At 51.8% G+C, this 23,466-nt stretch carries 21 protein-coding genes, 1 tRNA gene and 1 pseudogene; 16 read left to right on the forward strand and 7 right to left on the reverse strand.

The window, feature by feature from the left end; translation table 11 throughout:
• Nucleotides 1-2 precede the first annotated feature (2 nt).
• From ACH5Y9_RS01940 to ACH5Y9_RS01955, 4 genes are read right to left on the reverse strand one after another with little or no spacing between them, the layout of a single operon-like run.
• Nucleotides 3-518 (reverse strand): hypothetical protein, encoded by a 516-nt coding sequence (locus tag ACH5Y9_RS01940; protein WP_445368317.1) that lies wholly within the window; start codon nucleotides 516-518, stop codon nucleotides 3-5.
• A 15-nt stretch (nucleotides 519-533) separates the two neighbouring features.
• Nucleotides 534-929 carry a hypothetical protein gene (locus ACH5Y9_RS01945; RefSeq protein WP_026603830.1) on the reverse strand — a complete coding sequence of 132 codons (396 nt, stop codon included), beginning with the start codon at nucleotides 927-929 and terminating at the stop codon, nucleotides 534-536.
• Nucleotides 930-931: 2 nt separating this feature from the next.
• Nucleotides 932-2,410, reverse strand: coding sequence for an ATP-binding protein (locus tag ACH5Y9_RS01950; protein ID WP_445368318.1), 1,479 nt, complete (start codon nucleotides 2,408-2,410; stop codon nucleotides 932-934).
• Nucleotide 2,411: 1 nt separating this feature from the next.
• The gene (locus ACH5Y9_RS01955) at nucleotides 2,412-3,095 is read right to left on the reverse strand and encodes a response regulator (protein ID WP_445368319.1); all 684 of its coding nucleotides are present in this window, start codon (nucleotides 3,093-3,095) and stop codon (nucleotides 2,412-2,414) included.
• A gap of 178 nt (nucleotides 3,096-3,273) precedes the next feature.
• Here ACH5Y9_RS01955 and ACH5Y9_RS01960 point away from each other — a divergent pair, with 178 nt between their 5' ends.
• The 4 genes from ACH5Y9_RS01960 (at nucleotide 3,274) to greA (ending at nucleotide 8,835) form a co-directional block, all read left to right on the forward strand.
• Complete coding sequence (locus tag ACH5Y9_RS01960) at nucleotides 3,274-3,714, forward strand: Spy/CpxP family protein refolding chaperone (RefSeq protein WP_033155621.1); 441 nt, start codon at nucleotides 3,274-3,276, stop codon at nucleotides 3,712-3,714.
• 244 nt (nucleotides 3,715-3,958) lie between these two features.
• On the forward strand, nucleotides 3,959-5,092 hold the full coding sequence (gene carA, locus ACH5Y9_RS01965; protein ID WP_445368320.1) for a glutamine-hydrolyzing carbamoyl-phosphate synthase small subunit: 1,134 nt from the start codon (nucleotides 3,959-3,961) through the stop codon (nucleotides 5,090-5,092).
• Nucleotides 5,093-5,109: 17 nt separating this feature from the next.
• Entirely contained in the window at nucleotides 5,110-8,325 is a 3,216-nt protein-coding gene (gene carB / locus ACH5Y9_RS01970; RefSeq protein ID WP_445368321.1) for a carbamoyl-phosphate synthase large subunit, read from the forward strand.
• Nucleotides 8,326-8,358: 33 nt separating this feature from the next.
• The gene (greA, locus tag ACH5Y9_RS01975; protein WP_020485125.1) at nucleotides 8,359-8,835 is read left to right on the forward strand and encodes a transcription elongation factor GreA; all 477 of its coding nucleotides are present in this window, start codon (nucleotides 8,359-8,361) and stop codon (nucleotides 8,833-8,835) included.
• Between the two features lie 41 nt (nucleotides 8,836-8,876).
• Here the strand turns inward: greA and ACH5Y9_RS01980 are convergent, their stop codons facing one another.
• Nucleotides 8,877-9,014 carry a YhbY family RNA-binding protein gene (locus ACH5Y9_RS01980; RefSeq protein ID WP_445369867.1) on the reverse strand — a complete coding sequence of 46 codons (138 nt, stop codon included), beginning with the start codon at nucleotides 9,012-9,014 and terminating at the stop codon, nucleotides 8,877-8,879.
• Nucleotides 8,965-9,144 carry a YhbY family RNA-binding protein gene (locus ACH5Y9_RS01985; protein ID WP_445368322.1) on the reverse strand — a complete coding sequence of 60 codons (180 nt, stop codon included), beginning with the start codon at nucleotides 9,142-9,144 and terminating at the stop codon, nucleotides 8,965-8,967. The genes ACH5Y9_RS01980 and ACH5Y9_RS01985 overlap by 50 nt, the downstream gene beginning before the upstream one ends.
• 50 nt (nucleotides 9,145-9,194) lie before the next feature.
• On the opposite strand from ACH5Y9_RS01985, the gene rlmE reads away from it, so the two are divergent.
• From rlmE to ACH5Y9_RS02035, 10 genes and pseudogenes are all read left to right on the forward strand, one after another.
• A complete protein-coding gene (gene rlmE, locus ACH5Y9_RS01990) occupies nucleotides 9,195-9,812 on the forward strand; it encodes a 23S rRNA (uridine(2552)-2'-O)-methyltransferase RlmE (protein WP_319962871.1) in 618 nt (205 codons plus the stop codon).
• 120 nt (nucleotides 9,813-9,932) lie between these two features.
• A complete protein-coding gene (gene ftsH / locus ACH5Y9_RS01995; protein WP_205451079.1) occupies nucleotides 9,933-11,852 on the forward strand; it encodes an ATP-dependent zinc metalloprotease FtsH in 1,920 nt (639 codons plus the stop codon).
• Between the two features lie 71 nt (nucleotides 11,853-11,923).
• Nucleotides 11,924-13,264, forward strand: a complete 1,341-nt coding sequence (glmM, locus tag ACH5Y9_RS02000) for a phosphoglucosamine mutase (protein WP_445368323.1) — start codon at nucleotides 11,924-11,926, stop codon at nucleotides 13,262-13,264.
• A 54-nt stretch (nucleotides 13,265-13,318) separates the two neighbouring features.
• Nucleotides 13,319-14,065, forward strand: a complete 747-nt coding sequence (gene tpiA / locus ACH5Y9_RS02005) for a triose-phosphate isomerase (protein WP_445368324.1) — start codon at nucleotides 13,319-13,321, stop codon at nucleotides 14,063-14,065.
• An 87-nt stretch (nucleotides 14,066-14,152) separates the two neighbouring features.
• Nucleotides 14,153-14,488: a preprotein translocase subunit SecG gene (secG, locus tag ACH5Y9_RS02010; RefSeq protein WP_445368325.1), complete on the forward strand. Its 336-nt coding sequence runs from the start codon at nucleotides 14,153-14,155 to the stop codon at nucleotides 14,486-14,488.
• A 16-nt stretch (nucleotides 14,489-14,504) separates the two neighbouring features.
• A tRNA-Leu gene (locus ACH5Y9_RS02015) sits at nucleotides 14,505-14,589 on the forward strand.
• 371 nt (nucleotides 14,590-14,960) lie between these two features.
• Nucleotides 14,961-17,324, forward strand: a complete 2,364-nt coding sequence (hsdR, locus tag ACH5Y9_RS02020) for an EcoAI/FtnUII family type I restriction enzme subunit R (protein WP_445368326.1) — start codon at nucleotides 14,961-14,963, stop codon at nucleotides 17,322-17,324.
• Nucleotides 17,325-17,425: 101 nt separating this feature from the next.
• Nucleotides 17,426-19,015 (forward strand): N-6 DNA methylase, encoded by a 1,590-nt coding sequence (locus ACH5Y9_RS02025; protein ID WP_445368327.1) that lies wholly within the window; start codon nucleotides 17,426-17,428, stop codon nucleotides 19,013-19,015.
• A 60-nt stretch (nucleotides 19,016-19,075) separates the two neighbouring features.
• Nucleotides 19,076-19,551 (forward strand): annotated as a pseudogene (locus ACH5Y9_RS02030) (endonuclease domain-containing protein).
• Nucleotides 19,548-20,048, forward strand: coding sequence for a hypothetical protein (locus tag ACH5Y9_RS02035; protein WP_445368328.1), 501 nt, complete (start codon nucleotides 19,548-19,550; stop codon nucleotides 20,046-20,048). Before ACH5Y9_RS02030 ends, ACH5Y9_RS02035 begins: the two are co-directional and overlap by 4 nt.
• 14 nt (nucleotides 20,049-20,062) lie before the next feature.
• Here ACH5Y9_RS02035 and ACH5Y9_RS02040 read toward each other — a convergent pair whose 3' ends face one another.
• Nucleotides 20,063-20,812: an IS5 family transposase gene (locus tag ACH5Y9_RS02040; RefSeq protein WP_445366335.1), complete on the reverse strand. Its 750-nt coding sequence runs from the start codon at nucleotides 20,810-20,812 to the stop codon at nucleotides 20,063-20,065.
• Between the two features lie 189 nt (nucleotides 20,813-21,001).
• Here ACH5Y9_RS02040 and ACH5Y9_RS02045 point away from each other — a divergent pair, with 189 nt between their 5' ends.
• Together ACH5Y9_RS02045 and ACH5Y9_RS02050 are read left to right on the forward strand one after the other, a co-directional pair.
• Complete coding sequence (locus ACH5Y9_RS02045; protein ID WP_445368329.1) at nucleotides 21,002-22,240, forward strand: restriction endonuclease subunit S; 1,239 nt, start codon at nucleotides 21,002-21,004, stop codon at nucleotides 22,238-22,240.
• Between the two features lie 80 nt (nucleotides 22,241-22,320).
• On the forward strand, nucleotides 22,321-23,361 hold the full coding sequence (locus ACH5Y9_RS02050) for an IS481 family transposase (RefSeq protein ID WP_445367679.1): 1,041 nt from the start codon (nucleotides 22,321-22,323) through the stop codon (nucleotides 23,359-23,361).
• Nucleotides 23,362-23,466 lie beyond the last annotated feature (105 nt).

Consider the following 23,466-nt stretch of genomic DNA (forward strand, 5'->3'; position numbering starts at 1 on the left):
TATCACCGATACGGTGGTGGTGGCGGTAATCCGGGCGGTGGTGGCGGGATGCTAGGCTGTGATGTTTTCGGCGCCGGCGATTGGTAAGAAAACTGTCCGGATACCGGCACCCGGTGGCCCTTGGCATACATACATTGCACATAAGCATTGTCGTAACCTTGTTGGGTGGCATACCCGGAGCGTCTTGATTCGCCGCTACCGACGATAGTGCCTGCAACCAAACCCGTGCCCGCGCCGATTGCCGCTCCGCCGCCACCACCAATAGCGGCACCGGCGGCCGCTCCCACTGCTGTGCCGACTGCGGCACTGCCGATTTGGCTATCGGCGCTGGCCTGGTTCGGCGTGGCGCCGACTTGCCCGGCCGCGTATTGCTGACATTGATAATCGTCCTGGCGGAATTGTTCGAACGATAGGCCAGTGCCGGGCAGCGCCATTACGCTGGGGCCGGAGGGCATATGGGCGCAGCCGCTGAAGGCCAGTGCCGCGCAGATTCCCGCCATTTGCTTTTTAGTGTTCATGTTTGCGGTCTCCCTTTAATTTTGCGGCGTGGGCTCGACTTGTTGCCAGCCATTCGCACACTCTTTTATGTAAGGATAGTAGCCGGCCGGATCGTTACAGTAATACCAGTAGCCTTCGGCTAAGGGACCGTTCTGGGGTTGACTGCGCTCGCGCTCGATATAGACCGGGGGTTGCACCGGTACGGTGATAATTTCCCGCGGGTAATACGGGTACGCCGGATAGTAAGGATAAGCCGGGTAAAATGGTCTGGGATAGAGTGGCGCACCAAAGTAAAAGCCAAAACCCGGACGGAAATGGCCGCCAAAATGCCGACCGCCGTGATGGTGAAACGGGTCGGCGTTCGCGCTTAGTGCCCATGCCGACAGTAAAGCGATCAGCGGGGCTGTCATCCACTTTTTGAATTTAAACATACTTACCTCTGGTTTACTTGCCGGGTTGGAAACGGGATCTCAATTAGCACGCTTAAACCGCCTTGCGGCCGGTTGCTGGCGCTGATGCTGCCGCCATGCGCTTCGACGGCGCGATGCGCGATGGTGAGTCCCAGGCCGGTGCTGTGCGGCTTTTGTGCTTGTCCGCTACGGAAAAACGGCTGAAAAATAGCCGTCAAATCCTGATCGGGTACCCCAGGGCCGTCATCGTCCACCCGAATTCTTAAGCGACGATTATCGCTATCAAAATCGGCGGTAATTAATACCGTGCCTTCGGCTTTACAGTGCTGCACCGCATTACGCAGCACGTTTTCGATAGCGCGATGCAATAGTTCGCTTTGGCATTCGACTATCACGTCAATATCACCGTGATAGCTCAGTGCGATACGCTTTGCTTCCGCCTCGAAACGCACGTCGGTGACAATGTCGGCCATTAGGTCGTCGAGATTGATTAGATCAAGTTTTCCTGGCGCAACGCCCGCTTCCAGTTTAGATAGCATCAATAGCTCGCCGACCAAATCGCTGATGCGTTGTGATTCCCGTTCGATACGTTCCAGCGTAGCCGGCAATTTTTCCGGTTGTTGTTGGGCCAGACCGATAGCCGCCTGAATCCGCGCCAACGGTGAGCGCAGTTCGTGAGACACATCGTGCAGCAGATGTTGCTGGGCACTGATTAGCGAGCAGATTTTTTGCACCATATGGTCAAAGTCGCGACCCAGGTCCGCCAATTCGTCGCTCCGTCTACCCATTGCATTACCGATTCGCGTATTCAGCCGGCCTTGAGCCACAGCGCTAAACGCATCGCGCAGGTTGCGAATGGGTTTGGCGAAATACCAGGCCAACAGTCCGCTGAACAGCAGACTGGCCAAACAGCCGGAGATTATCGGTAAAATCGGCGCGGGCGGTTCGCGGTGCGGGCGAGGGCTATGCTCCTCCGGGTTACCGCTCGGCGGGGGCGGCCGATCTCCAGGCATAGGGCCGTCGAAGCCAAAGGGAGATAGTCCGGGATGACCCGGAAATGACGGCCTGAACAGGTCGCCAAAGCCGTGCTCTGGCAAGGGTACAAAAAGCAGATAGCGGTGACCGTCGTCGGCCGAAATCATTTGGATGGCATCCGGGTAGGCGTTTTTTCGATGTAAGGCTCTGGCCTGTTGCAATACCTCTGCCGCTAAAGGCCTGCCCAATAATTCCCGGTCCGTATCGTCTACCGCGTATATCGGTGGGAAACGGGTGTTTTGCAAGGTCTGAATAAAGTCGTGTAAGCCCTTGACGCCGCCATGCGGCAGGGTGCTGGCGGCCAGCTTGACTAGCGAGGCGCGTCTGACATCGACGACATCGGCTGGCTTGGCCGACAGGTTTTGCTGCGCGGAGTGTCTGAGCCAGACGGCGGTACCCACACCGATGCCTGCGGTTAATAGAGCCAGCCAGAAAGCAAAGAAAAACTTCCAAAACAATCTGCCCATCTTATGCCTTGATCATCTGGTAGCCTTGGCCGCGCACGGTCTGAATGTAAGAGCGGCCGTCCGGCTGGTTGCCGAGTTTCTGGCGGATGCTGCTCATATGGACGTCAATGCTACGGTCGAAACGCGCCAGAGGCCTGCCCAGGGCTTTTTCGGAGAGCTCGTTTTTGCTGACGACCCGGCCCACCTGACTGGCCAAAGTTTCCAGCAAATTGAACTCGGTGCTGGTTAGGTCCAGGTCTTGTTCAAACCAGGCAGCTTTGCGTTTTTCCGGCCAAAGTTTCAGCGGGCCGGCCACAATCGGTCCGGGCGAGAGACTGGCGGCGGGCTGGGTTCGGCGCAAAATTGCCCGAATTCTGGCAACCAGTTCTCTGGGCGTGCAGGGCTTGGGGACGTAATCGTCGGCGCCGGATTCCAAGCCAATGATGCGGTCCACGTCATCGCCCTTGGCGGTAAACATCAGTATCGGCACCCGGCTTTCCAGGCGGATGCGCGTCAATATCTCGGTGCCTTTAATATCCGGCAGCATGATGTCCAAAATGACTAATTGATATTCGCCGGATAGGGCATGTTGCAGTCCGGAGGCGCCGGTATGGCTGACGTCCACATTAAAACCTTCCTGCGTTAGATACTCTCGGAATAATCCCGCCAGTTCGACATCGTCATCGATAATTAACACTTTGTGCATGGTTCTCGCTCGTTGGCTGTGTGTTCATCATCATAGCCGCGGCTTCCGTAGACAACCAGCAGGGTTTACCTGATTTTACACGGCACTAACAGCACTTAACCTCTGATTTGAAATACTGGCTACGACGAAATTGAACAAGTTTTGTCCTTGGATTTATCATCGTTTTGTGGAGAGTGTTATGAAAAAATTAGTGTTAGTGCTTGGCTTGTTACCCCTAACTGCAATGGCTGAGCCGCCGCACGGCGGGCACCACGGCGGCGGCAAACCGCCGATGCATAGGTTTGGCGAAGCGGACGGCGAGCAACATTTGCCGAGATTTTTAAAAAATCTTGATCTCAGCGAAAAGCAGGAAGCCGATATCAAGAATTTAATGAAAACCCGATTCGGTGACGGACAGGGTCGATTTAAACAGGAGCATGCGCTGCGAGCCGAATTGCACGCTTTGAGTTTTTCCGCTGATTACAATGAGGAACAGGCCAAAGCGTTGCTTGAGAAATCTGCAGCGATGCATCAGCAGATGGCCTTGGAAAAATCCAAGCTTGATCATGACGTGTTTATGCTGTTAACGGCCGCGCAGCAAGAAAAACTGCAAGCCGAAATCGGCAAATTCGAACATTGACTGAACCTGTTGTCCTTACACAGCCCGGTGCAGTGGCTGCTGGCGCCCGGCCAATCCGGATAAGGCGGAATTGGCAATAAATACAGTGTGTTTGTGAAACAGTGGAATCTCGGTGACGCACCAAGTTAGAAAATTGTTAATGACCAAACAGCCATAATTTCGTAAAATCACCTAAGTTTTTATCTATCAGGAACGGGATGAGTCGCAAGATTTATCCCGTTTTCTACATCTAAGGTGGCCAATCTTGAACAAACCTGCATTACTGGTACTAGAAGACGGGACGGCGTTTCACGGCATTTCGATAGGTGCCGACGGCTGTTCCGTGGGAGAAGTGGTTTTTAACACGGCATTGACCGGCTATCAGGAAATTCTCAGCGATCCGTCGTACGCACGGCAAATCGTCACATTGACGTATCCGCACATCGGTAATGTCGGTACTAATCCTGAAGACGACGAATCTGTCAAAGTGTTTGCCAGCGGCCTGGTGATACGGGATTTGCCTTTGCTGGCCAGCAGCTGGCGTAACGCGAAAACCCTTCCCGAATATCTGCGCGAGCACAACGTGGTGGCGATTGCCGACATCGACACCCGCAAATTAACCCGCTTGCTACGCGACAAAGGCGCGCAACGCGGTTGCATCATCGCCGGCGAGTCGGTTGATTTAGATGCTGCGAAACAGGCTATCGAAGGCTTTCCAGGCCTGAAAGGCATGGATCTGGCGAAGGAAGTGACTACCGCGCAAGCCTATGTCTGGACCGAAAACGTCTGGAAGCTGGGCGAAGGTCATCAACAAGCGCTTGATTTGACCAAGCATGTAGTGGCTTACGATTTCGGTATCAAGCGCAATATCCTGCGGTTGTTGGCCAACCGCGGTTGCAAGGTCACGGTGGTACCGGCCAAAACGCCCGCCGCCGAAGTGTTAGCAATGAATCCTGACGGTGTTTTCCTATCCAATGGCCCCGGCGATCCGGAGCCTTGCACGTATGCCATCGAAGCGATCAAAACCATCCTCGATAAAAAAGTGCCGGTATTTGGTATTTGTTTGGGCCATCAGTTATTGGCGTTAGCCAGCGGCGCAAAAACCGAGAAAATGAAATTCGGCCATCACGGCGCCAACCATCCGGTCCAAGAACTGGCAACCGGCCGGGTGATGATCAGCAGCCAAAACCACGGTTTTGCCGCCAGCCCGGATTCACTGCCCGCCAATCTGAAAGCAACCTACGTCTCGCTGTTCGACGGCAGTTTGCAGGGCATCGCCCGTACCGATGTACCGGCCTTCAGCTTTCAGGGGCATCCGGAAGCCAGCCCCGGTCCGCACGATGTCGAATCTTTGTTCGACGATTTCATCGATTTGATGAACCAGCCTCGTTCCGCTTAAGTTTTATACAGAGTGATATGCCAAAAAGAACCGACATAAAATCGATTTTATTACTGGGCGCCGGACCGATTGTCATCGGTCAGGCTTGCGAGTTTGATTATTCCGGCACCCAGGCTTGTAAAGCCTTACGGGAAGAAGGGTACCGGGTGATTCTGGTCAACTCCAATCCGGCGACGATCATGACCGACCCGGATATGGCCGACGCGATTTACATCGAGCCTATCGACTGGCAGACCGTCGAAAAAATCATTGAAAAAGAACGCCCCGACGCCATCCTGCCGACGATGGGGGGCCAGACCGCGCTGAACTGTGCGCTGGCGCTGGACAAACACGGCGTATTGGCAAAATACGGCGTGGAGATGATAGGCGCGACCAAGGAAGCCATCAACATGGCGGAAGATCGCGCGCTGTTTAACGAAGCAATGGCACGCATTGGTTTGGAAGTGTCCAGAGCCAAAGTCGCACACAGCATGGAAGAAGCCTTTGCCGCACAGGAAGAAGTGGGTTATCCCACCGTGATTCGGCCCTCGTTCACGATGGGCGGTAGCGGCGGCGGTATTGCCTATAACCGCGAAGAATTCATCGAAATTTGCGAGCGCGGCCTGTATCTGTCGCCGACCAGCGAATTGTTGATTGAAGAATCGATTTTGGGCTGGAAAGAATTTGAAATGGAAGTGGTGCGGGATTCAAAAGATAACTGCATCATTATCTGCTCGATCGAAAACTTCGACCCGATGGGCGTACACACCGGTGACTCGATTACCGTCGCCCCGGCGCAAACGTTGACCGACAAGGAATATCAAATCCTGCGGAATGCCTCGTTGGCGGTATTGCGGGAAATCGGCGTCGATACCGGCGGTTCCAATGTGCAGTTCGCCATCAACCCCGACACTGGCCGCTTGATCGTTATCGAAATGAACCCCAGGGTGTCGCGTTCATCGGCGCTGGCCTCTAAAGCCACTGGTTTTCCAATTGCCAAAGTCGCGGCCAAATTGGCGGTGGGCTACACGCTGGATGAATTGCGCAATGAAATCACCGGCGGTGCGACGCCGGCGTCGTTCGAGCCGTCCATCGATTACGTGGTTACCAAGGTGCCGCGCTTTGCCTTCGAAAAATTCCCGCAAGCTAATGACAGGCTGACCACGCAAATGAAGTCGGTCGGCGAGGTGATGGCGATTGGCCGCACCTTCCAGGAATCTTTGCAAAAAGCTTTGCGTGGCTTGGAAGTGGGTGTCGATGGTCTGGATGAAATTTCCGATTTGAACGATGCTAATAGCGAAGACACCATTCTGAAAGAATTACGCTATCCCGGCCCGCAACGTCTGTGGTATTTGGCGGATGCGTTCCGTAGCGGCTTGAGTTTTGCTGAGATTCATCAGGCGTCGAAAATAGATCCGTGGTTCTTGGCACAGGTCGAGGATCTGATTAATACTGAAAAAACCTTGTCCACCAAAACCCTGGCGACCCTGGAGCCGGGTGAGTTGTTGCGGCTGAAGCGTAAAGGTTTTTCCGACAGACGTCTGGCCAAATTACTGGAAACCAAGGAATCCGAAGTGCGCAGCGTCCGCCACAAAAAAGGCGTGCGCCCGGTTTACAAGCGCATCGATTCTTGCGCAGCGGAGTTTGCTTCCGATACCGCCTATCTGTATTCGACTTACGAACAGGAATGCGAGGCCAATCCGTCCGATAAGGAAAAAATCATCATCCTTGGCGGTGGCCCGAACCGGATCGGCCAAGGTATCGAATTTGATTATTGCTGCGTGCATGCCGCGTTGGCGCTGCGCGAAGATGGTTACGAAACCATCATGGTCAACTGTAACCCGGAAACCGTTTCTACCGACTTCGATACCTCCGACCGTCTGTATTTCGAGCCCTTGACGCTGGAAGATGTGTTGGAAATTATCGAATTGGAAAAACCCAAGGGTGTCATCGTCCAATACGGCGGGCAAACACCGTTGAAACTGGCCCGGGCCTTGGAAGCTGCTGGTGCGCCGATTATCGGCACTTCGCCCGATTCGATAGACTTGGCTGAAGACCGTGAGCGTTTCCAGAAATTGTTGGAGCGTTTGAATCTGTTGCAACCACCCAATGCCACTGCACGTTCGGTCGAGCAAGCCGTTAATTCGGCTCGCGAACTCGGTTATCCGTTGGTCGTGCGCCCATCCTATGTGTTGGGTGGTCGGGCGATGGAGATCGTGTTCAACGAAGAAGGCTTGCGCCGCTACATGAAAGAAGCGGTCAGTGTTTCCAACGATTCGCCCGTATTGCTGGATAGATTTCTGGACGATGCGGTGGAAATGGACGTCGATGCGATTTACGACGGCGAGACAGTGTTGATCGGCGGGTTGATGGAACATATCGAGCAAGCCGGCGTGCATTCCGGCGACTCGGCGTGTTCGTTGCCGCCTTATGACTTGCCGGCACATATGCAGGATCAGCTGCGTGCACAAGTCGCGAAAATGGCCGAAGCGCTGGGTGTACGCGGTCTGATGAATACTCAGTTTGCGATTCAAGGCGAAACCATCTATGTGCTGGAAGTCAATCCGCGCGCCTCGCGCACCGCGCCGTTTGTCTCCAAAGCCACCGGTTATCCGCTGGCGAAAATCGCTGCGCGGGTGATGGTCGGTAAATCCTTGCAAGAGCAGGGCATTACCGAAGAGCGTATTCCCGAATATTTCTCAGTGAAAGAGGCGGTATTCCCGTTCATTAAGTTCCCCGGCGTCGATCCTTTGCTGGGCCCGGAAATGAAGTCCACCGGCGAAGTGATGGGCGTCGGTAAGACCTTCGGCGAAGCGTTTGCCAAATCGCAGCGTGCGTGTGGTGTGGATTTGAGCCACAGCGGCAAGGTGTTGATCAGTATCCGTGATGCCGACAAACCTAAGCTGCCGGAACTGGCTAAAATGCTGATCGACAAAAATTACGAGATTGTGGCGACTCGCGGTACTGCCAAGGTATTGAAAGAAGCCGGTATTCCTTGCAAGGAAATCTTCAAGGTCAACGAAGGCCGGCCCAACACCGTGGATATGATTAAAAACGGCGAGGTGCAGTTGATCGTCAACACGACCGAAGGTGTTAAAGCCGTGGCTGATTCGTTTACCATGCGCCGCGAAGCCTTGCAGCGCAAAGTGACCTATTACACGACGATGGCGGGTGCGCGTGCCGCGTGTTATGCCTTGGGCGAACTCGATGCCGGCGACGTGAATTGCCTGCAAGACTTGCATAAAACATTTTAACGGATGAATTTGAATTCAAAAGGGGAGCAGTAAATGCAAAAATTTCCACTGACAGTGGTGGGTGCCAATAAATTGCGCGCCGAATTGGAAGAACTTAAAACTGTGGTTAGACCGCGCATCATTCAGGCCATCTCTGAGGCGCGCGCCCACGGCGATTTAAAAGAAAATGCCGAGTACCACGCGGCGCGCGAACAGCAAAGCTTTGCCGAAGGCCGCATCGCTGAAATCGAAGGCAAGTTATCCAACGCCAATATCATTGATGTGACAAAAACCGAAGCCAACGGCAAGGTCGTGTTCGGGGCGACAGTGGAAATCGAAGATCTCGATTCCGGCAAGACAGTGACCTATCAGATCGTCGGCGAAGACGAAGCCAACATCAAGGAAGGCCGCATTTCGGTGGGTTCGCCGATTGCCAGAGCATTAATAGGCAAGGAAGTTGAAGACGTGGTGACGGTAAAAGCGCCGGGCGGTAATATCGAATACGAGATTCTCTCGGTCCAATATATTTAAGTCGATTGGTAATGGGGAGGAGGCATGCCTCCCCATTGAGTTTATTTCTTGGGGTTCAAACGATAAATAACGGCTATTTGACCAATAGATTGCACCAGTTCCGCCTTGGTTTGCGCGCAGATTTGTTCTCTAATAGCCGCACGCTCGTCTCTTTCTGCGCGAATTTTGACTTTGATCAGCTTCGTGAGCGTCCAACGCTACATTAATTTCTTTGATAACTGCTTCGGTCAAGCCTGCCTGGCCGATAATCACCACCGGATTGAGCGGGTGAGCTTCAGCTTTCAGCTTTTTCTTTTGAATAGGATTCACTCTGTTTCCTTAAACTTTAAAAACCCAGCAATTTTACACGAATAGAAAATATGGCACGCAGCAAAAGTAGCCAGCAGTGGATGCAGGAACATTTCCAAGACGAGTATGTCAAGAAAGCGCAGGCCATGGGCTACCGCTCTCGTGCCGTGTTCAAGCTGATAGAAATCCAAGAAAAAGACAAAATCATAAAACCTGGTATTAATATAGTTGACCTGGGCGCTGCACCAGGTGGGTGGTCCGAATATGTCAGCAAAATCGTCGGTAAAAAAAATAAGGTGATTGCGCTGGATTTATTGCCTATCGATCCTATTGATGGCGTCGATTTTATTCAAGGCGATTTCCGGGAAGACGATGTGCTGGAGCAGCTATATAAAGTGCTTGATGGCGAACCGGTTCACTTGTTATTGTCGGATATGGCCCCCAATATGAGTGGTAGTCGGGAAATGGATCAGCCGCGGGCGATTTACTTGGGCGAATTGGCTCTGGATGCCGCGCAACATATATTGGCTAAGGGTGGGACGTTTTTGATCAAGATGTTTCAGGGCGCCGGATTTGATGAATACTATAATCAAGTGCGTCAGCAGTTCAGCAGTGTGGTGATTAGAAAGCCGAAAGCTTCGCGGCCCAGAAGTAACGAAGTGTATATTTTGGCGAAAGGTTTTAAATAAAACTGCGAAAGTCGCCGTTCATAGGGCTATGATGGCGGTGGGATGCGAGTAGTCCTGATACAATTACTCGGTTTTTAAATTTTGAGGCCATTCCAGGCCGGAGCGCGTAACTTGAGCGATATGATTAAAAATTTAATTTTGTGGGTGGTCATCGCCGTAGTGTTGATGGCTGTATTCAACAGTTTCGGGTCGCGGGCGATTCGTAGCGACGCGACTTTTTCGTACTCGCAATTGATCGACGCTGTCAAAGCTGGACAAGTTCAGCAGGTTGCGATCTCCGATAATACTGTCAAAGGCAAAATGGTCTCCGGCGATAAGTTTAAGACTTATATGCCTAACGATCCGCATTTGATCGACGATCTGTTGGCTAATGGTGTGGAAATATCCGTTCAGCCTCCCGAAGAGCCGTCTATGCTGATGCAAATCTTCGTGTCATTTGGTCCGATTTTGTTGCTGATTGCAGTTTGGGTATTCTTCATGCGCCAAATGCAAGGCGGCGGCGTCGGTGGTCGCGGCGGTGCGATGGGCTTTGGTAAAAGTAAGGCACGGATGCTGGATCAGGATCAAAACAAGGTGACGTTTGCCGACGTGGCAGGTTGCGACGAGGCTAAGGAAGAGGTCGAAGAAATGGTCGACTTCCTTAAAGACCCGTCAAAATACCAAAAACTGGGTGGTAAAGTACCGCGCGGTGCCTTGATGGTGGGGCCTCCGGGCACCGGTAAAACTTTGTTGGCCAGAGCGATTGCCGGCGAAGCCAAAGTGCCGTTCTTCACTATTTCCGGTTCGGACTTTGTGGAAATGTTCGTCGGTGTTGGTGCCTCCAGGGTGCGCGACATGTTCGAACAAGCTAAAAAACACGCACCGTGCATTATCTTCATCGACGAGATCGATGCGGTTGGTCGTTCACGTGGTGCCGGTTTGGGCGGTGGCAACGACGAGCGCGAACAAACCTTGAACCAATTGCTGGTTGAAATGGACGGCTTCGAAGGTCACGAAGGTATTATCGTTATCGCCGCAACCAACCGTTCCGACGTGTTGGATAAAGCGTTGTTGCGTCCAGGTCGTTTTGACCGTCAAGTGGTAGTCGGGTTGCCTGACGTGAGGGGCCGGGAACAAATCCTTAATGTGCATTTGAAAAAAGTCCCTGCGGCGGATGACGTTAAAATCAAATATATTGCACAAGGTACGCCAGGATTTTCCGGAGCTGACTTAGCTAACTTGGTTAACGAAGCGGCCTTGTTCGCCGCGCGCTACAACAAGCGCTTGGTCAGCATGGTGGACTTGGAAAAAGCCAAGGACAAACTGATTATGGGTGCGGAAAGACGCTCCATGGTGATGGACGAGAAAGAAAAGAAAATGACCGCGTATCACGAAGCCGGTCACGCTATCGTCGGTCGCTTGGTGCCTGAACACGATCCTGTCTACAAAGTCAGCATCATGCCGCGTGGCCGTGCGTTGGGTGTAACCATGTTCTTGCCTGAGCGCGATCAATATAGCGCTAGCAAACGTAAACTCGATAGCATGATTTCCAGCTTGTACGGTGGCCGGATTGCCGAGGAATTGATTTTTGGCTGGGAACAAGTGTCCACCGGTGCTTCCAACGACATCGAACGTGCCACCGAGTTGGCCAGAAACATGGTCACAAAATGGGGCTTGTCACAACGTCTTGGGCCATTGGCGTACAGCGAAGAAGAAGGCGAAATTTTCTTGGGCCGCTCTGTCACTCAGCATAAATCTGTGGCCGAAGAAACTTCTCACACTATCGACGAAGAAATCCGGTCTATCATTGACAGAAATTACGAAAGAGCGGAAACGATTCTGAAGGAAAATGAAGATATTCTGCATGCAATGGCAGACGCTTTGATGAAATACGAAACCATCGACAAATATCAGATCGATGATTTGATGGAAAGAAAACCGGTAAGAGAGCCAAAAGGTTGGGAGGACGATACGCCGTCTTCCAGTGGTGGCATCAAAAATGATCATTGGGATCAAAAAGATACCGACCCATCAATCGGAGGCGCAGCCGAGCAAGGCTGATGCTGTAACGGCAAAAGCGAGAGAGGCTCCGGCCTCTCTTTTTTTTGGGATTTAGTTAAGAGAATTTGAGTATGGCAAAAAAATATTTTGGCACTGACGGTATCCGCGGCAAAGTCGGTGAGTACCCCATTACTGCCGACTTCATGCTAAAGCTGGGCTGGGCGACAGGCAGAGTCTTTGCCAAGGAAGGCAGTGGTTTCGTGTTGGTGGGCAAGGACACGCGCATTTCCGGCTATATGTTCGAATCAGCGTTGGAAGCGGGGTTGTCGGCGGCGGGTGTGGATACCCGTTTATTGGGGCCTATGCCCACGCCTGGTATTGCCTACTTGACTCGTACTTTAAGAGCAAAAGCCGGCATTGTCATCAGTGCTTCTCACAATCCGTACTATGACAACGGTATCAAGTTTTTCTCGGTGGACGGCGCCAAATTGCCGGATGACGTAGAGCATCAGATCGAACAATATTTGGATGCGCCGATGACTACGGTGGAATCGGCAAAACTGGGTAAAGCCAAACGGGTCAGCGATGCGGCCGGGCGTTATATTGAGTTTTGCAAAGCAACCGTGCCGCCGCATTTGGATTTTAAAGGCATGCGGATTGTTATCGATTGTGCCAACGGTGCGACGTACCACATCGCACCTCATGTATTTAGTGAAGTGGGCGCCGAAGTTGTCACCATCGGTGCCGACCCGGACGGTTTGAACATTAACGACGAATGCGGTGCTACCAAGCCGGAAAATCTGGCTGCCAAAGTGCTGGAATTCCGCGCCGATCTGGGAATAGCGCTGGATGGCGACGGCGACCGGATTATCATGGTCGATCACAAAGGTGAAATTGTCGATGGCGACGAGTTGATTTACATCATTGCCAAATCACGTTTGGAAGAAGGCAAATTGTTCGGGCCCGTGATTGGTACACTGATGTCAAACCTTGGCATGGAGCATGCGCTGAAAGCCGTCGGCGTGGCTCTGCTGCGCGCCAAAGTAGGCGACCGCTATGTGATGGAAATGTTATCTGAGCACAAAGGTATGCTCGGTGGCGAAGGCTCCGGACATATTATCTGTCTGGATAAAACCACCACGGGCGACGGTATTGTTTCCGCCTTGCAAGTGTTGGCGGAAATGCAACGTACTGGCAAAAGCCTGAATGAGCTTAAATCCGGTATGAGCAAATACCCGCAAGTGCTGATTAACGTCAAAACCGATAAAAAAGTCAAAATCGAAGAGATCGACAGCATCAAAAAAGCCGTGGACGCAGTAGAGAAAAAACTGGGTGAACGAGGTAGAGTGTTGCTGCGATCCTCCGGCACCGAGCCATTGATCCGAGTGATGGTGGAAGGTGTAGATCAAGACGAGGTGGTCAAGTTTGCCAACCAACTGGCCGCCGATGTCAAGAAAGCGATTCCGGCTTGAACTAAAAGGCTTAACTCGATATTATATGCGGTCTTATTTAGCTCGGAGGATGTAATGCGTCGGTCTTTGATTATGGGTAACTGGAAAATGAACGGCTCGCTGGAAGATGGGCAAAAACTTGCTCAAGCTTTGGCTGATGGTCTAGGTGACGTTCAGCAGGAAGTCGCGGTTTGCGTTCCTTTCGTCTATTTGTCAGATATTCGTAGCGTATTGGCGGCATCCCCCATCGCATTGGGCGCACAAAACGTCGCCGACCAAGCATCCGGTGCTTATACCGGCGAAGTATCAGCAGCAATGCTGAGCGAAGTCGGCTGCAAATATGCATTGGTTGGTCACTCCGAGCGCCGCAGCTACTACGGCGACACCAACGAGTCGGTTGCCAAACGTTTTTGCCAAGCCTTGAGCAAAGGCGTAGTGCCTGTGCTGTGCGTTGGCGAAACACTGGAAGAGCGCGAGCAAGACAGAACCTTCCAAGTGGTTGACGAGCAACTGGACGCAGTCATTGCCGCCGCAGGCATCGAAGCGTTCGAAACCGCTGTGATTGCCTACGAACCTGTTTGGGCTATCGGCACCGGCAAAGTGGCTACCGACGAGCAGGCGCAAGAAGTACACAAGTACATTCGCCAACGGATTGCCGATAGAAATCCGGTAATCGCGGAAAAAGTACAAATTTTATACGGCGGTAGCGTCAAGCCAGATAACGCAAAAGGCTTGTTTGCGATGCCGGACATTGATGGTGGTTTGGTTGGGGGCGCATCGCTGGATGCAAAAGGCTTCCTGCAGATTTGCCATTCGGTTTAGTCTCATCCGATTAAGGTCTTTATGTTGTACCAAATTATAATAATTATTCACATCTTCCTGGGTATAGGCATCGTTGGCTTGGTCCTGATGCAACAAGGAAAAGGCGCGGATGCCGGCGCGACTTTTGGCGGTGGCGCATCCGGTTCAGTATTCGGCGCTCAAGGTTCTGCTTCATTTTTGTCCAGAACCACGGCTATTTTCGCCACCTTGTTTTTTATTACCAGCTTAGGCTTGGCCGTCTTAAGCGGCTATCAAGGTAAAAAAACCGACGTCATATTGGATTCGACACCTGCTGCTGAACCCGTTAAGTCTGATGTACCGTTAACGCAAGGCATGCCGGCAGACGGCAGCTTGCCGATCCAGGATGCGACTTTGCCTGCAGCGCCGGCTATCAAAGAAGTCGAAAAGCCAGCGGCAAAATAAGTTAGCAACAAATAAAGCCGACGTGGTGAAATTGGTAGACACGCCATCTTGAGGGGGTGGTGACGCAAGTCGTGGCGGTTCAAGTCCGCCCGTCGGTACCAAACAAGGATTTTAAGAAATCCAAAGAAATACAAAAACCCGCAAGTTATCTGGCTTAGCGGGTTTTTTTACGTCCGCAGTCGGCCTTTGCGATGTGCTGGTTGAGGCGCGGTGGCCTAATATCAACAAAACCGACGTTCATCAGATTGTTCGATTTAGCTGCTAAGCTGTTGGTAGCTTCAATGATCAACACGAAACCACGCAGCGTTTCGTTGGGCTTTTAAGATAATATTCAGAGCTTCAGAGCTTCAGAGCTTCAGAGCTTCAGAGCTTCAAACCCAGCCAAACTTGAGATTTCAGTTTAGTTACAGGGATGTTTTCATCGGCGGCGAGTCAGGACTTATTCAAAGGTTTACAAGGATTTTTCCCGGAAATGAATAACAAAAAAAACCTCAGCGAACGTGACATCTGCACCAAATTTATCACGCCGGCCCTAACGGCCGCCGGCTGGGATTTGCTCAGCCAGATTCGGGAAGAAGTCGGTTTCACCAAAGGCCGCATCATCGTGCGCGGCAAACTGCATACGCGCGGCGAACAAAAACGCGCGGATTACATCCTCTACCATCAAGCAAATATGCCACTGGCCGTCATCGAGGCCAAGGTCAACAGCCTCAGCGTGGGTGCGGGTATGCAGCAAGCGCTGCACTATGCCGAAACCCTCAGCGTGCCGTTCGTATTCAGTTCCAATGGCGACGGCTTTCTGATGCATGATCGCACCGGACGGTCCGATAAAACTGAACAACTGCTGGCGCTGGACGCCTTCCCGTCGCCGGCCGAACTGTGGCAGCGTTATTGCCAATGGAAAGGTTTGGAGACAGACGCCGCTCGCCATACTGTAGAAATGCCGTATTACGATGACGGCACCGGCCGCTCGCCGCGTTATTATCAAGCCAATGCCATCAACCGCACGGTTGAAGCGGTAGCAAAACAACAGCAGCGCATTTTGCTGGTGATGGCGACCGGCACCGGCAAAACCTACACCGCATTCCAGATCATCTGGCGCCTATGGAAGTCCGGCGCGAAAAAACGCATCCTGTTTTTAGCCGACCGTAATATCTTGGTGGATCAAACCAAAAACAACGACTTCAAACCGTTTGCCGCGGCGATGACCAAAATCAGCAAGCGGCAGGTCGATAAAAGTTACGAGATTTACCTGTCTTTATATCAAGCTGTCACCGGCAGGGAAGAAGAGCAAAACATCTACAAACAATTCTCTCCCGACTTTTTTGATTTGATTGTCATCGACGAATGCCATCGGGGCAGTGCCGCAGAAGACTCGGCCTGGCGCGAAATTCTGGCCTATTTTTCCTCGGCTACCCATATCGGCTTAACCGCCACGCCCAAAGAAACCAAAGACGTATCCAGTAGTTATTACTTCGGTGAACCGGTCTATACCTACAGCCTCAAACAAGGTATCGAAGATGGCTTTTTGGCCCCCTACAAAGTGGTGCGCATCGACATCGACAAAGACCTGCAAGGTTGGCGACCCCGCAAAGGTCAAACCGACAAAAATGGCCAACTGATAGAAGACCGGGTTTACAACCAGATTGATATGGATCGCATCCTGGTACTGGAAAAACGCACCGAACTGGTCGCCAAGAAAATCACCGAATTTCTGACTGCCACCGATCCTTACGCCAAAACCATCGTGTTTTGCGATGACATCGACCACGCCGAACGTATGCGCCAAGCCTTGGTTAACCTGAACCCGGAGCGCGTCAAGGAAAGCCGCAAATACGTCATGCGCATTACCGGCGATGAACTCGAAGGCAAGGCCGAACTGGATAACTTCATCAACCCCGAACAGCGTTACCCGGTCATCGCCACCACCTCCAAACTGATGACGACCGGCGTCGATGCGCAAACCTGCAAGCTGGTGGTGCTGGATCAGCATATTAAATCGATGACCGAGTTCAAGCAGATCATCGGTCGCGGCACCCGCATCAACGAGGATTACGACAAATACTGGTTCACCATCATGGACTTCAAAAAAGCCACCGAGCTGTTTGCCGACCAGGATTTCGACGGCGAGCCGGTGATGATTTACCAGCCCGAAGGCGGCGCATCCCCCGTGCCGCCGGACGATAATCCCGGCGCTGAAACCGATCATCCCAATTCAGAAACTACCGGAAATACCGGCGATACCTCAGCAGGCGAAGGCGACGATGAACCACACCGTCGAGTAAAATACGTGCTCGGCGATGTCAGCGTCTATGTGATTGCCGAACGGGTGCAGTATTACGGCCCGGAAGGCAAACTGATCACCGAATCGCTCAAGGACTACACGCGCTCCACCGTGCGCAAGGATTATGCCTCGCTCGATGACTTCCTGCGCCGCTGGACCAAAGCCGAACGCAAAGCCGCCATCCTGCAAGAACTGGAACAACACGGCCTGTTGCTGGAGCCGCTGGCTGACGAAGTGGGTAAGGATTTCGATGCCTTCGATCTCATCTGCCACGTCGCCTTTGACCAACCCCCGCTCACTCGTCGCGAGCGCGCCGAGCAGGTTAAAAAGCGCAACTACTTTGCCAAATACGGCGGGCAGGCCCGTCAGGTACTGGAAACCCTGCTGGAAAAATACGCCGACACCGGCATAGAAAACATTGAAGACATCAAAATCCTCACCCTGGACCCGTTCAAAAACATGGGTTCCGCCAGTGAACTGGTCTCGGCCTTTGGCGGCAAGCCCGCCTACCTGGCCGCGCTGCAAGAATTAGAAGCCCATCTGTATGCGTAAATTCCGGTTTTTATAATTTTTGTAGTCGATTCGCGTGGGCAGCAAAACTTGCCCACCTACCTTTGCATATCCCTCTTAACAAACATGATACACCCCCATTTATGAGCATTTCCGCCACCATTAAATCCATCCAAGACATCATGCGCAAAGATGTGGGTGTCGATGGCGACGCCCAGCGCCTCAGTCAATTGGTGTGGATGTTGTTTTTAAAAATCTTTGACGACCGCGAAACCGAATGGGAGATATTGCAAGACGACTATCAATCGCCGTTGCCGGAGCCTTATCGTTGGCGTAACTGGGCGGCCAATGCCGAAGGCATGACCGGCGATGCGCTGAAATCGTTCCTGGATAACGAGCTGTTTCCCTCCTTGCAGCAACTGCCGGCCAAGGGCGGCGACCAGCGCGCCTACGTCATCCGTTCGGTGTTTGAAGACGCCTACAACTACATGAAATCCGGCCAGTTGATCCGGCAAGTCATCAACAAAATTCAGGAAGGCGTCGATTTCAACAAAGCCCAGGAACGGCATTTGTTCGGCGATATGTACGAGCAATTGCTGCGCGATTTGCAGTCCGCGGGCAATGCCGGCGAATTTTACACCCCGCGCGCCGTCACCGAATTCATGGTGCGAATGGTCAACCCGCGCCTGGGGGAAAAAGTCATGGACCCGGCCTGTGGCACCGGCGGGTTTCTGTCCTGCGCCATCGAACACATTCGCAAACAAGATGTAAAAACCGTCGATGACGAAGCCCAACTGCAAGCCAGCATCTTCGGTATCGAGAAAAAGCCGCTGCCGCATTTACTCTGCACCACCAACATGATCCTGCACGGCATGGATGTCCCCAGCAATATCCGCCACGACAACACCCTGGCCAGGCCGCTGATCAGCTGGACGCCCAAAGACCGCGTCGATGTCATCGTCACCAATCCGCCGTTTGGCGGCATGGAAGAAGATGGTATCGAAACCAATTTTCCGGCCAGCTTCCGCACTCGCGAAACCGCCGACCTGTTTTTAGTGCTGATCATGCAACTGCTTAAACCCGGTGGCCGCGCCGCGCTGGTATTGCCGGACGGATTTCTGTTTGGCGAAGGCATCAAAACCCGTATCAAGGAAAAACTGCTGGCAGAATGCAACCTGCACACCATCGTCCGCCTGCCCAACGGCGTCTTTGCCCCCTACACCGGCATTAAGACCAATTTGCTGTTTTTCAGCAAAGGCACGCCCACCCAACAGATCTGGTTTTACGAACACCCCTATCCGCCCGGTGTCAAAAGCTACAACAAAACCAAACCGATGAAGATCGAAGAGTTTGCGGCGGAGGCCGTCTGGTGGGGCAGCGAAGCGGATGGTTTCAGTCAGCGCGTGGAAAACCCGCAGGCCTGGCAAGTCAGCCTGGCAGACATCCAAGCCCGCAACTACAACCTGGATTGCAAAAACCCGCACGTCGGCGAGCAGGAAATCCACGACCCCGAACAGCTGCTGGCCCAATACCAGGCCATGCAAGCCGACATTGCTGCCTTGCGCGGGCAATTGAAAGGTATTTTGGATGCAGCTTTAAATCCCCCCCAGCCCCCCTTTTTCAAAGGGGGGAGCAAGAACCCAACTTCTAACAAAATGGTGGAAAACCAAAAGTTCCCAGCTTTGAACGAAGGAGAGAACCCAAAGTCCGCTGCTTTGAAAAATGAGGGCTAGGGGATTATGAAATCATACAATCCAAACTTAAAACCATTTTCCCGCAACTTGCGCAGCAACATGACCGATGCTGAACAGTTGCTGTGGTCAAAATTACGGCGCAAGCAAATATTGGGCTTGCCGTTTTATCGCCAAAAACCTTTGGCAAATTACATCGTCGATTTTTATTGTGCAGCCGCTAATCTCGTATTGAATTGGATGGTTCGCAGCATTTCCAAGCGGAGCACCAAGTTAAGGATGCAGAAAGGGATCGGGTGTTGGAATCAATGGGTATCGTCGTGTTGCGGTTTGATAACCGCCAGGTATTGACGGAATTGGATGCTGTGATGAGCGTTGTTTTTAGTACCGTTCAAAAGCAAATCCCCCCCAGCCCCCCTTTTGCAAAGGAAGGAGTTATAGAGTCATCATCAACGTCTGTTTTTGACAAAGAGCAGCCGGATGCCGAAGCAGCACAGGCACAGATGACACCACGGACAACACCCCCCTTTGAAAAAGGGGGGCTGGGGGGATTTTCAAAAAAGGGTACTTCAACATGAGCGCCATTCACGAATTACTGACCGAACACCTGGACCTCTGGACCGCTGCCGACACCGCGAAAAAGTCAGGCCGGGGCCGCGGTGCCGGCACGGCGGCCAGTGTCTATGGCATCAAGAAACTGCGCGAGCTGATTTTGGAACTGGCCGTGCGCGGCAAACTGGTGCCGCAAGATGCTAACGACGAGCCGGCCAGTGAATTGCTGAAACGGATACAGGCGGAAAAGGCCAAGTTGATTGCGGAAGGCAAGATCAAGAACAGCAAATCCCCCCTAACCCCCCTTTTGCAAAGGGGGGGATCAAATTCAACGGCAGTCACAGCAACGACATCAACGTCAACTTCAAATCCTCCCCCCTTTGCAAAAGGGGGGCCGGGGGGGATTTCTGATGAACAGCAGCCGTTTGAATTGCCGCATGGGTGGGAGTGGGTGAGGCTTGGTGAAGTTTGTTCTTACATTCAACGCGGCAAAGGTCCTGTTTATACCGGTAAATCTGACTAGGGGCTGTTGCCGTTTTACATGGGTAACCAAATAAAAGCGCAGGCCAAAGCGACAACGCCTTCAAAATTGCGTTTCAATTTGTCATATCGCGTCGCGATGGCTCTGAAATGTTTCAATCGCGCAAAGACATTTTCAACGAGGTGGCGATATTGGTAGAGGCACCAATCCATTCCGTCATTCCCGACGATTGAATTTTGTTTTCTAGGAATGATAGGGACACTCCCTTTCTCTCGAATTTGAATCCGTAGAGGTTCACTGTCATAGCCTTTGTCAGCGACCGTGTAGTCAGCCAAAGGCAGTTTAGCCACTAATTCCGGCGCTTCTTTGCAGTCATGGACTTCACCACCGGTGATCGAGAAATGAATAGGCAGCCCACAGGCATCAACGGCCATATGGATTTTCGTGGTGTGACCCGCAACGGATTTCCCAATCGCGGCATCCTGTTCATGAGCCGCACCACTACTATGCTGATGCGCTTTCACGATACTGCCGTCAATAAAGGTCCATTCCAAATCCGGTGCCACAACCAGGCCTCGAAAGATGCCCATCAGTTTTTCTTGCAGTGACCACGCATTAAACCGTTTGTAGACTGCATTCCACTTACCAAACGTGGCAGGCAGGTCTCGCCAGGGGCAGCCGACTCGCATGCGATAAAAAATCCCTTCTACCGTTTGCCTGAGCGAAGGCTTGTCATAAATCCCCAGGCTTAACAGGATGGCTTTGAATTTATTCCAGTATGCATCCGTAAACATTTGTCGCGGCATAGCTCACTTGTCTTCTGATTGAAAAATCAATCAATGAGGCAGAGCCGTTCGATTTCAAGGCTATCGTTTCAAAATGGCAACAGCCCCTATTCGGTTATATCCCAAAAATGCGTTAGGTGGACTGGGCTTGATCTTTCCCAAGCACGATTTATCGATTCAGACTCGATACATAAATACGAAGCTATAAGGATGCTTTGCGAGGGAGATGTTTTATGGAATTCCACCGGAACAGGCACTATCGGGCGCGCATGTGTTATCCCTGAGTTGGAACATAAGCCAATTCTCGTTGCAGACTCTCATGTGACGGTAATCAGACCGATCGCCTTTTTGAGTGTTTTTTTATGGCGATGGATTCAAAGTCCTTCCGTCCAGTCCAAGATAGAAAGTGCCGCTTCGGGAACGACCAATCAAATTGAATTAAATACCTCTACAGTCATTTCACATCCATTTCCACTACCACCCCTCGCCGAACAACACCGCATCGTCGCTAAAGTCGATGAGCTAATGGCGCTTTGTGACCAACTGGAAGCCCAGCATATCAATGCTGCCGAAGCCCACGAAAAGCTGGTCAGCCACTTGCTCGGCACGCTCACTTCCACAACCGTCAGTCCTGAGCTTGTCGAAGGACCATTAGCAAAAGATGCCGCTCATGCTTCGATCATTCGACAGGCTCATGACTCAGTACGAACGGAATCTTTTGCCGAAAACTGGCAGCGCATCGCCGCGCATTTCGACACCTTGTTCACCACCGAAGCCAGCATCGACGCCCTCAAGCAAACCCTGTTGCAACTGGCGGTAATGGGCAAACTGGTGCCGCAAGACCCAAACGACGAACCGGCCAGCGAATTGCTCAAGCGCATCCAGGCTGAAAAAGCCAAGTTGATTGCGGAAGGGAAGATCAAAAAAGATAAACCGCTGCCGGCGATTGCTGTGGATGAAAAACCGTTTGAATTGCCCAAGGAATGGGAGTGGGTAATGCTAGGCACAATAACAGAGATCAAGGGGGGGAAACGAGTGCCAAACGGTTATCATCTTCTAACAGAGCCAACACCCTATATCTATATTCGTGTTAGCGACATGAAAGATGGCTCAATTGATTGCACTGATTTACGTTACATCGATAGTGAAATTCGTGAAAAAATCAGTCGTTACATTATTACTAAAGATGATATTTACATGACGATTGTCGGCGCTACCATTGGCAAATGTGGAATTATTCCAGAAAAGTTTGACCAGATGAATTTAACAGAAAACGCTGCAAGGATAAGTCCGTGGGAAGGTGTGGAAAAACTTTTTCTGTATATGTGTTTGAATAGTTCACTTTGCCAAAATCAGTTTTTTGATAAAACCAAACAAGTTGGAGTCCAGAAAATGGCTTTGAATAGATTAGCTAGTACTCTAATTTGTATTAGTCACGACTTGATCTGACACATCGACTTGAAAAGATGAGAGTTACCGGTTTTGATAGGGGTGTCGAATCCTTACACAAAACACAAAAGGTAACTCTCATGATCCATACAAACAATCCGATCATTAAACACAAAGCGGGGCTGTTAAATTTAGCCCAAGAACTGAATAACGTCTCCAGAGCCTGCAAGGTGATGGGTGTCTCGCGCGATACGTTTTATCGTTATCAAGAGCTGGTAGCCGAAGGTGGCATTGATGCCTTAATCGACAAAAACCGCCGGTCTCCGAATCTGAAGAATCGCGTCGATGAAAGCATTGAGCTGGCAGTGAAAGCCTATGCGGTTGAGTGGCCAGCGCATGGACAGCATCGAACCAGTAATGAACTGCGTAAACAAGGGGTATTCGTATCCGGCAGCGGCGTTCGCTCCATCTGGTTACGGCATGACCTGGAGAACTTTAAAAAGAGGCTTAAAGCACTGGAAGCCAAGGTAGCCGCCGAAGGGTTAATGCTGAGCGATGCGCAGATTGCGGCGTTGGAGAAAAAGCAGCAGGATGATCAAGCCTGCGGCGAAATCGAAACAGCCCATCCCGGTTACCTGGGTTCGCAGGATACCTTTTACGTTGGCAACCTCAAAGGGGTTGGGCGGATTTACCAGCAGACTTACGTGGACACCTACAGCAAAGTCGCTCACTGCAAACTGTACACCACCAAAACGCCGATTACTGCCGCGGACATCCTGAATGACAAAGTATTGCCGTTCTATGAAGCCAACGCATTACCCGTTCTACGCATTCTGACGGATCGCGGCACAGAATATTGTGGCAAGGTCGAACAGCATGATTATCAGCTATACCTGGCGATCAACGACATCGACCATACCAAAACCAAGGCCATGTCGCCGCAAACCAATGGGATTTGCGAACGCTTCCACAAGACCATCTTGCAGGAGTTCTATCAGGTCACGTTCCGCAAAAAGCTCTATAGCGACCTGGATGAACTCCAAAAAGATCTGGACGAATGGCTGGTTTATTACAACAATGACCGAACTCATCAGGGCAAAATGTGCAACGGCAGAACGCCGATGGATACCTTGCTGGATGGAAAACAGATTTGGGCTCAAAAAAATCTGAACCAAATCTAATCTGACAGACACCCCGCAAAAACGGTAACTGTCAGATCAGGTCTGAGCTAATACATCTAATTCCATTTCCTCCACTCGCCGAACAACACCGCATAGTCGCCAAAG

It is taken from the genome of Methylomonas sp. BW4-1 (genome assembly GCF_052474385.1).

Coding starts and splice junctions, on each gene's coding strand:
- ACH5Y9_RS01940 (WP_445368317.1), bottom strand. CDS start 518: ATGAACACTAAAAAGCAAATGGCGGGAATCTGCGCGGCACTGGCCTTC.
- ACH5Y9_RS01945 (WP_026603830.1), bottom strand. CDS start 929: ATGTTTAAATTCAAAAAGTGGATGACAGCCCCGCTGATCGCTTTACTG.
- ACH5Y9_RS01950 (WP_445368318.1), bottom strand. CDS start 2,410: ATGGGCAGATTGTTTTGGAAGTTTTTCTTTGCTTTCTGGCTGGCTCTA.
- ACH5Y9_RS01955 (WP_445368319.1), bottom strand. CDS start 3,095: ATGCACAAAGTGTTAATTATCGATGACGATGTCGAACTGGCGGGATTA.
- ACH5Y9_RS01960 (WP_033155621.1), top strand. CDS start 3,274: ATGAAAAAATTAGTGTTAGTGCTTGGCTTGTTACCCCTAACTGCAATG.
- carB (WP_445368321.1), top strand. CDS start 5,110: ATGCCAAAAAGAACCGACATAAAATCGATTTTATTACTGGGCGCCGGA.
- greA (WP_020485125.1), top strand. CDS start 8,359: ATGCAAAAATTTCCACTGACAGTGGTGGGTGCCAATAAATTGCGCGCC.
- rlmE (WP_319962871.1), top strand. CDS start 9,195: ATGGCACGCAGCAAAAGTAGCCAGCAGTGGATGCAGGAACATTTCCAA.
- ftsH (WP_205451079.1), top strand. CDS start 9,933: ATGATTAAAAATTTAATTTTGTGGGTGGTCATCGCCGTAGTGTTGATG.
- glmM (WP_445368323.1), top strand. CDS start 11,924: ATGGCAAAAAAATATTTTGGCACTGACGGTATCCGCGGCAAAGTCGGT.
- tpiA (WP_445368324.1), top strand. CDS start 13,319: ATGCGTCGGTCTTTGATTATGGGTAACTGGAAAATGAACGGCTCGCTG.
- secG (WP_445368325.1), top strand. CDS start 14,153: ATGCAACAAGGAAAAGGCGCGGATGCCGGCGCGACTTTTGGCGGTGGC.
- hsdR (WP_445368326.1), top strand. CDS start 14,961: ATGAATAACAAAAAAAACCTCAGCGAACGTGACATCTGCACCAAATTT.
- ACH5Y9_RS02025 (WP_445368327.1), top strand. CDS start 17,426: ATGAGCATTTCCGCCACCATTAAATCCATCCAAGACATCATGCGCAAA.
- ACH5Y9_RS02035 (WP_445368328.1), top strand. CDS start 19,548: ATGAGCGCCATTCACGAATTACTGACCGAACACCTGGACCTCTGGACC.
- ACH5Y9_RS02040 (WP_445366335.1), bottom strand. CDS start 20,812: ATGCCGCGACAAATGTTTACGGATGCATACTGGAATAAATTCAAAGCC.
- ACH5Y9_RS02045 (WP_445368329.1), top strand. CDS start 21,002: ATGCTTTGCGAGGGAGATGTTTTATGGAATTCCACCGGAACAGGCACT.
- ACH5Y9_RS02050 (WP_445367679.1), top strand. CDS start 22,321: ATGATCCATACAAACAATCCGATCATTAAACACAAAGCGGGGCTGTTA.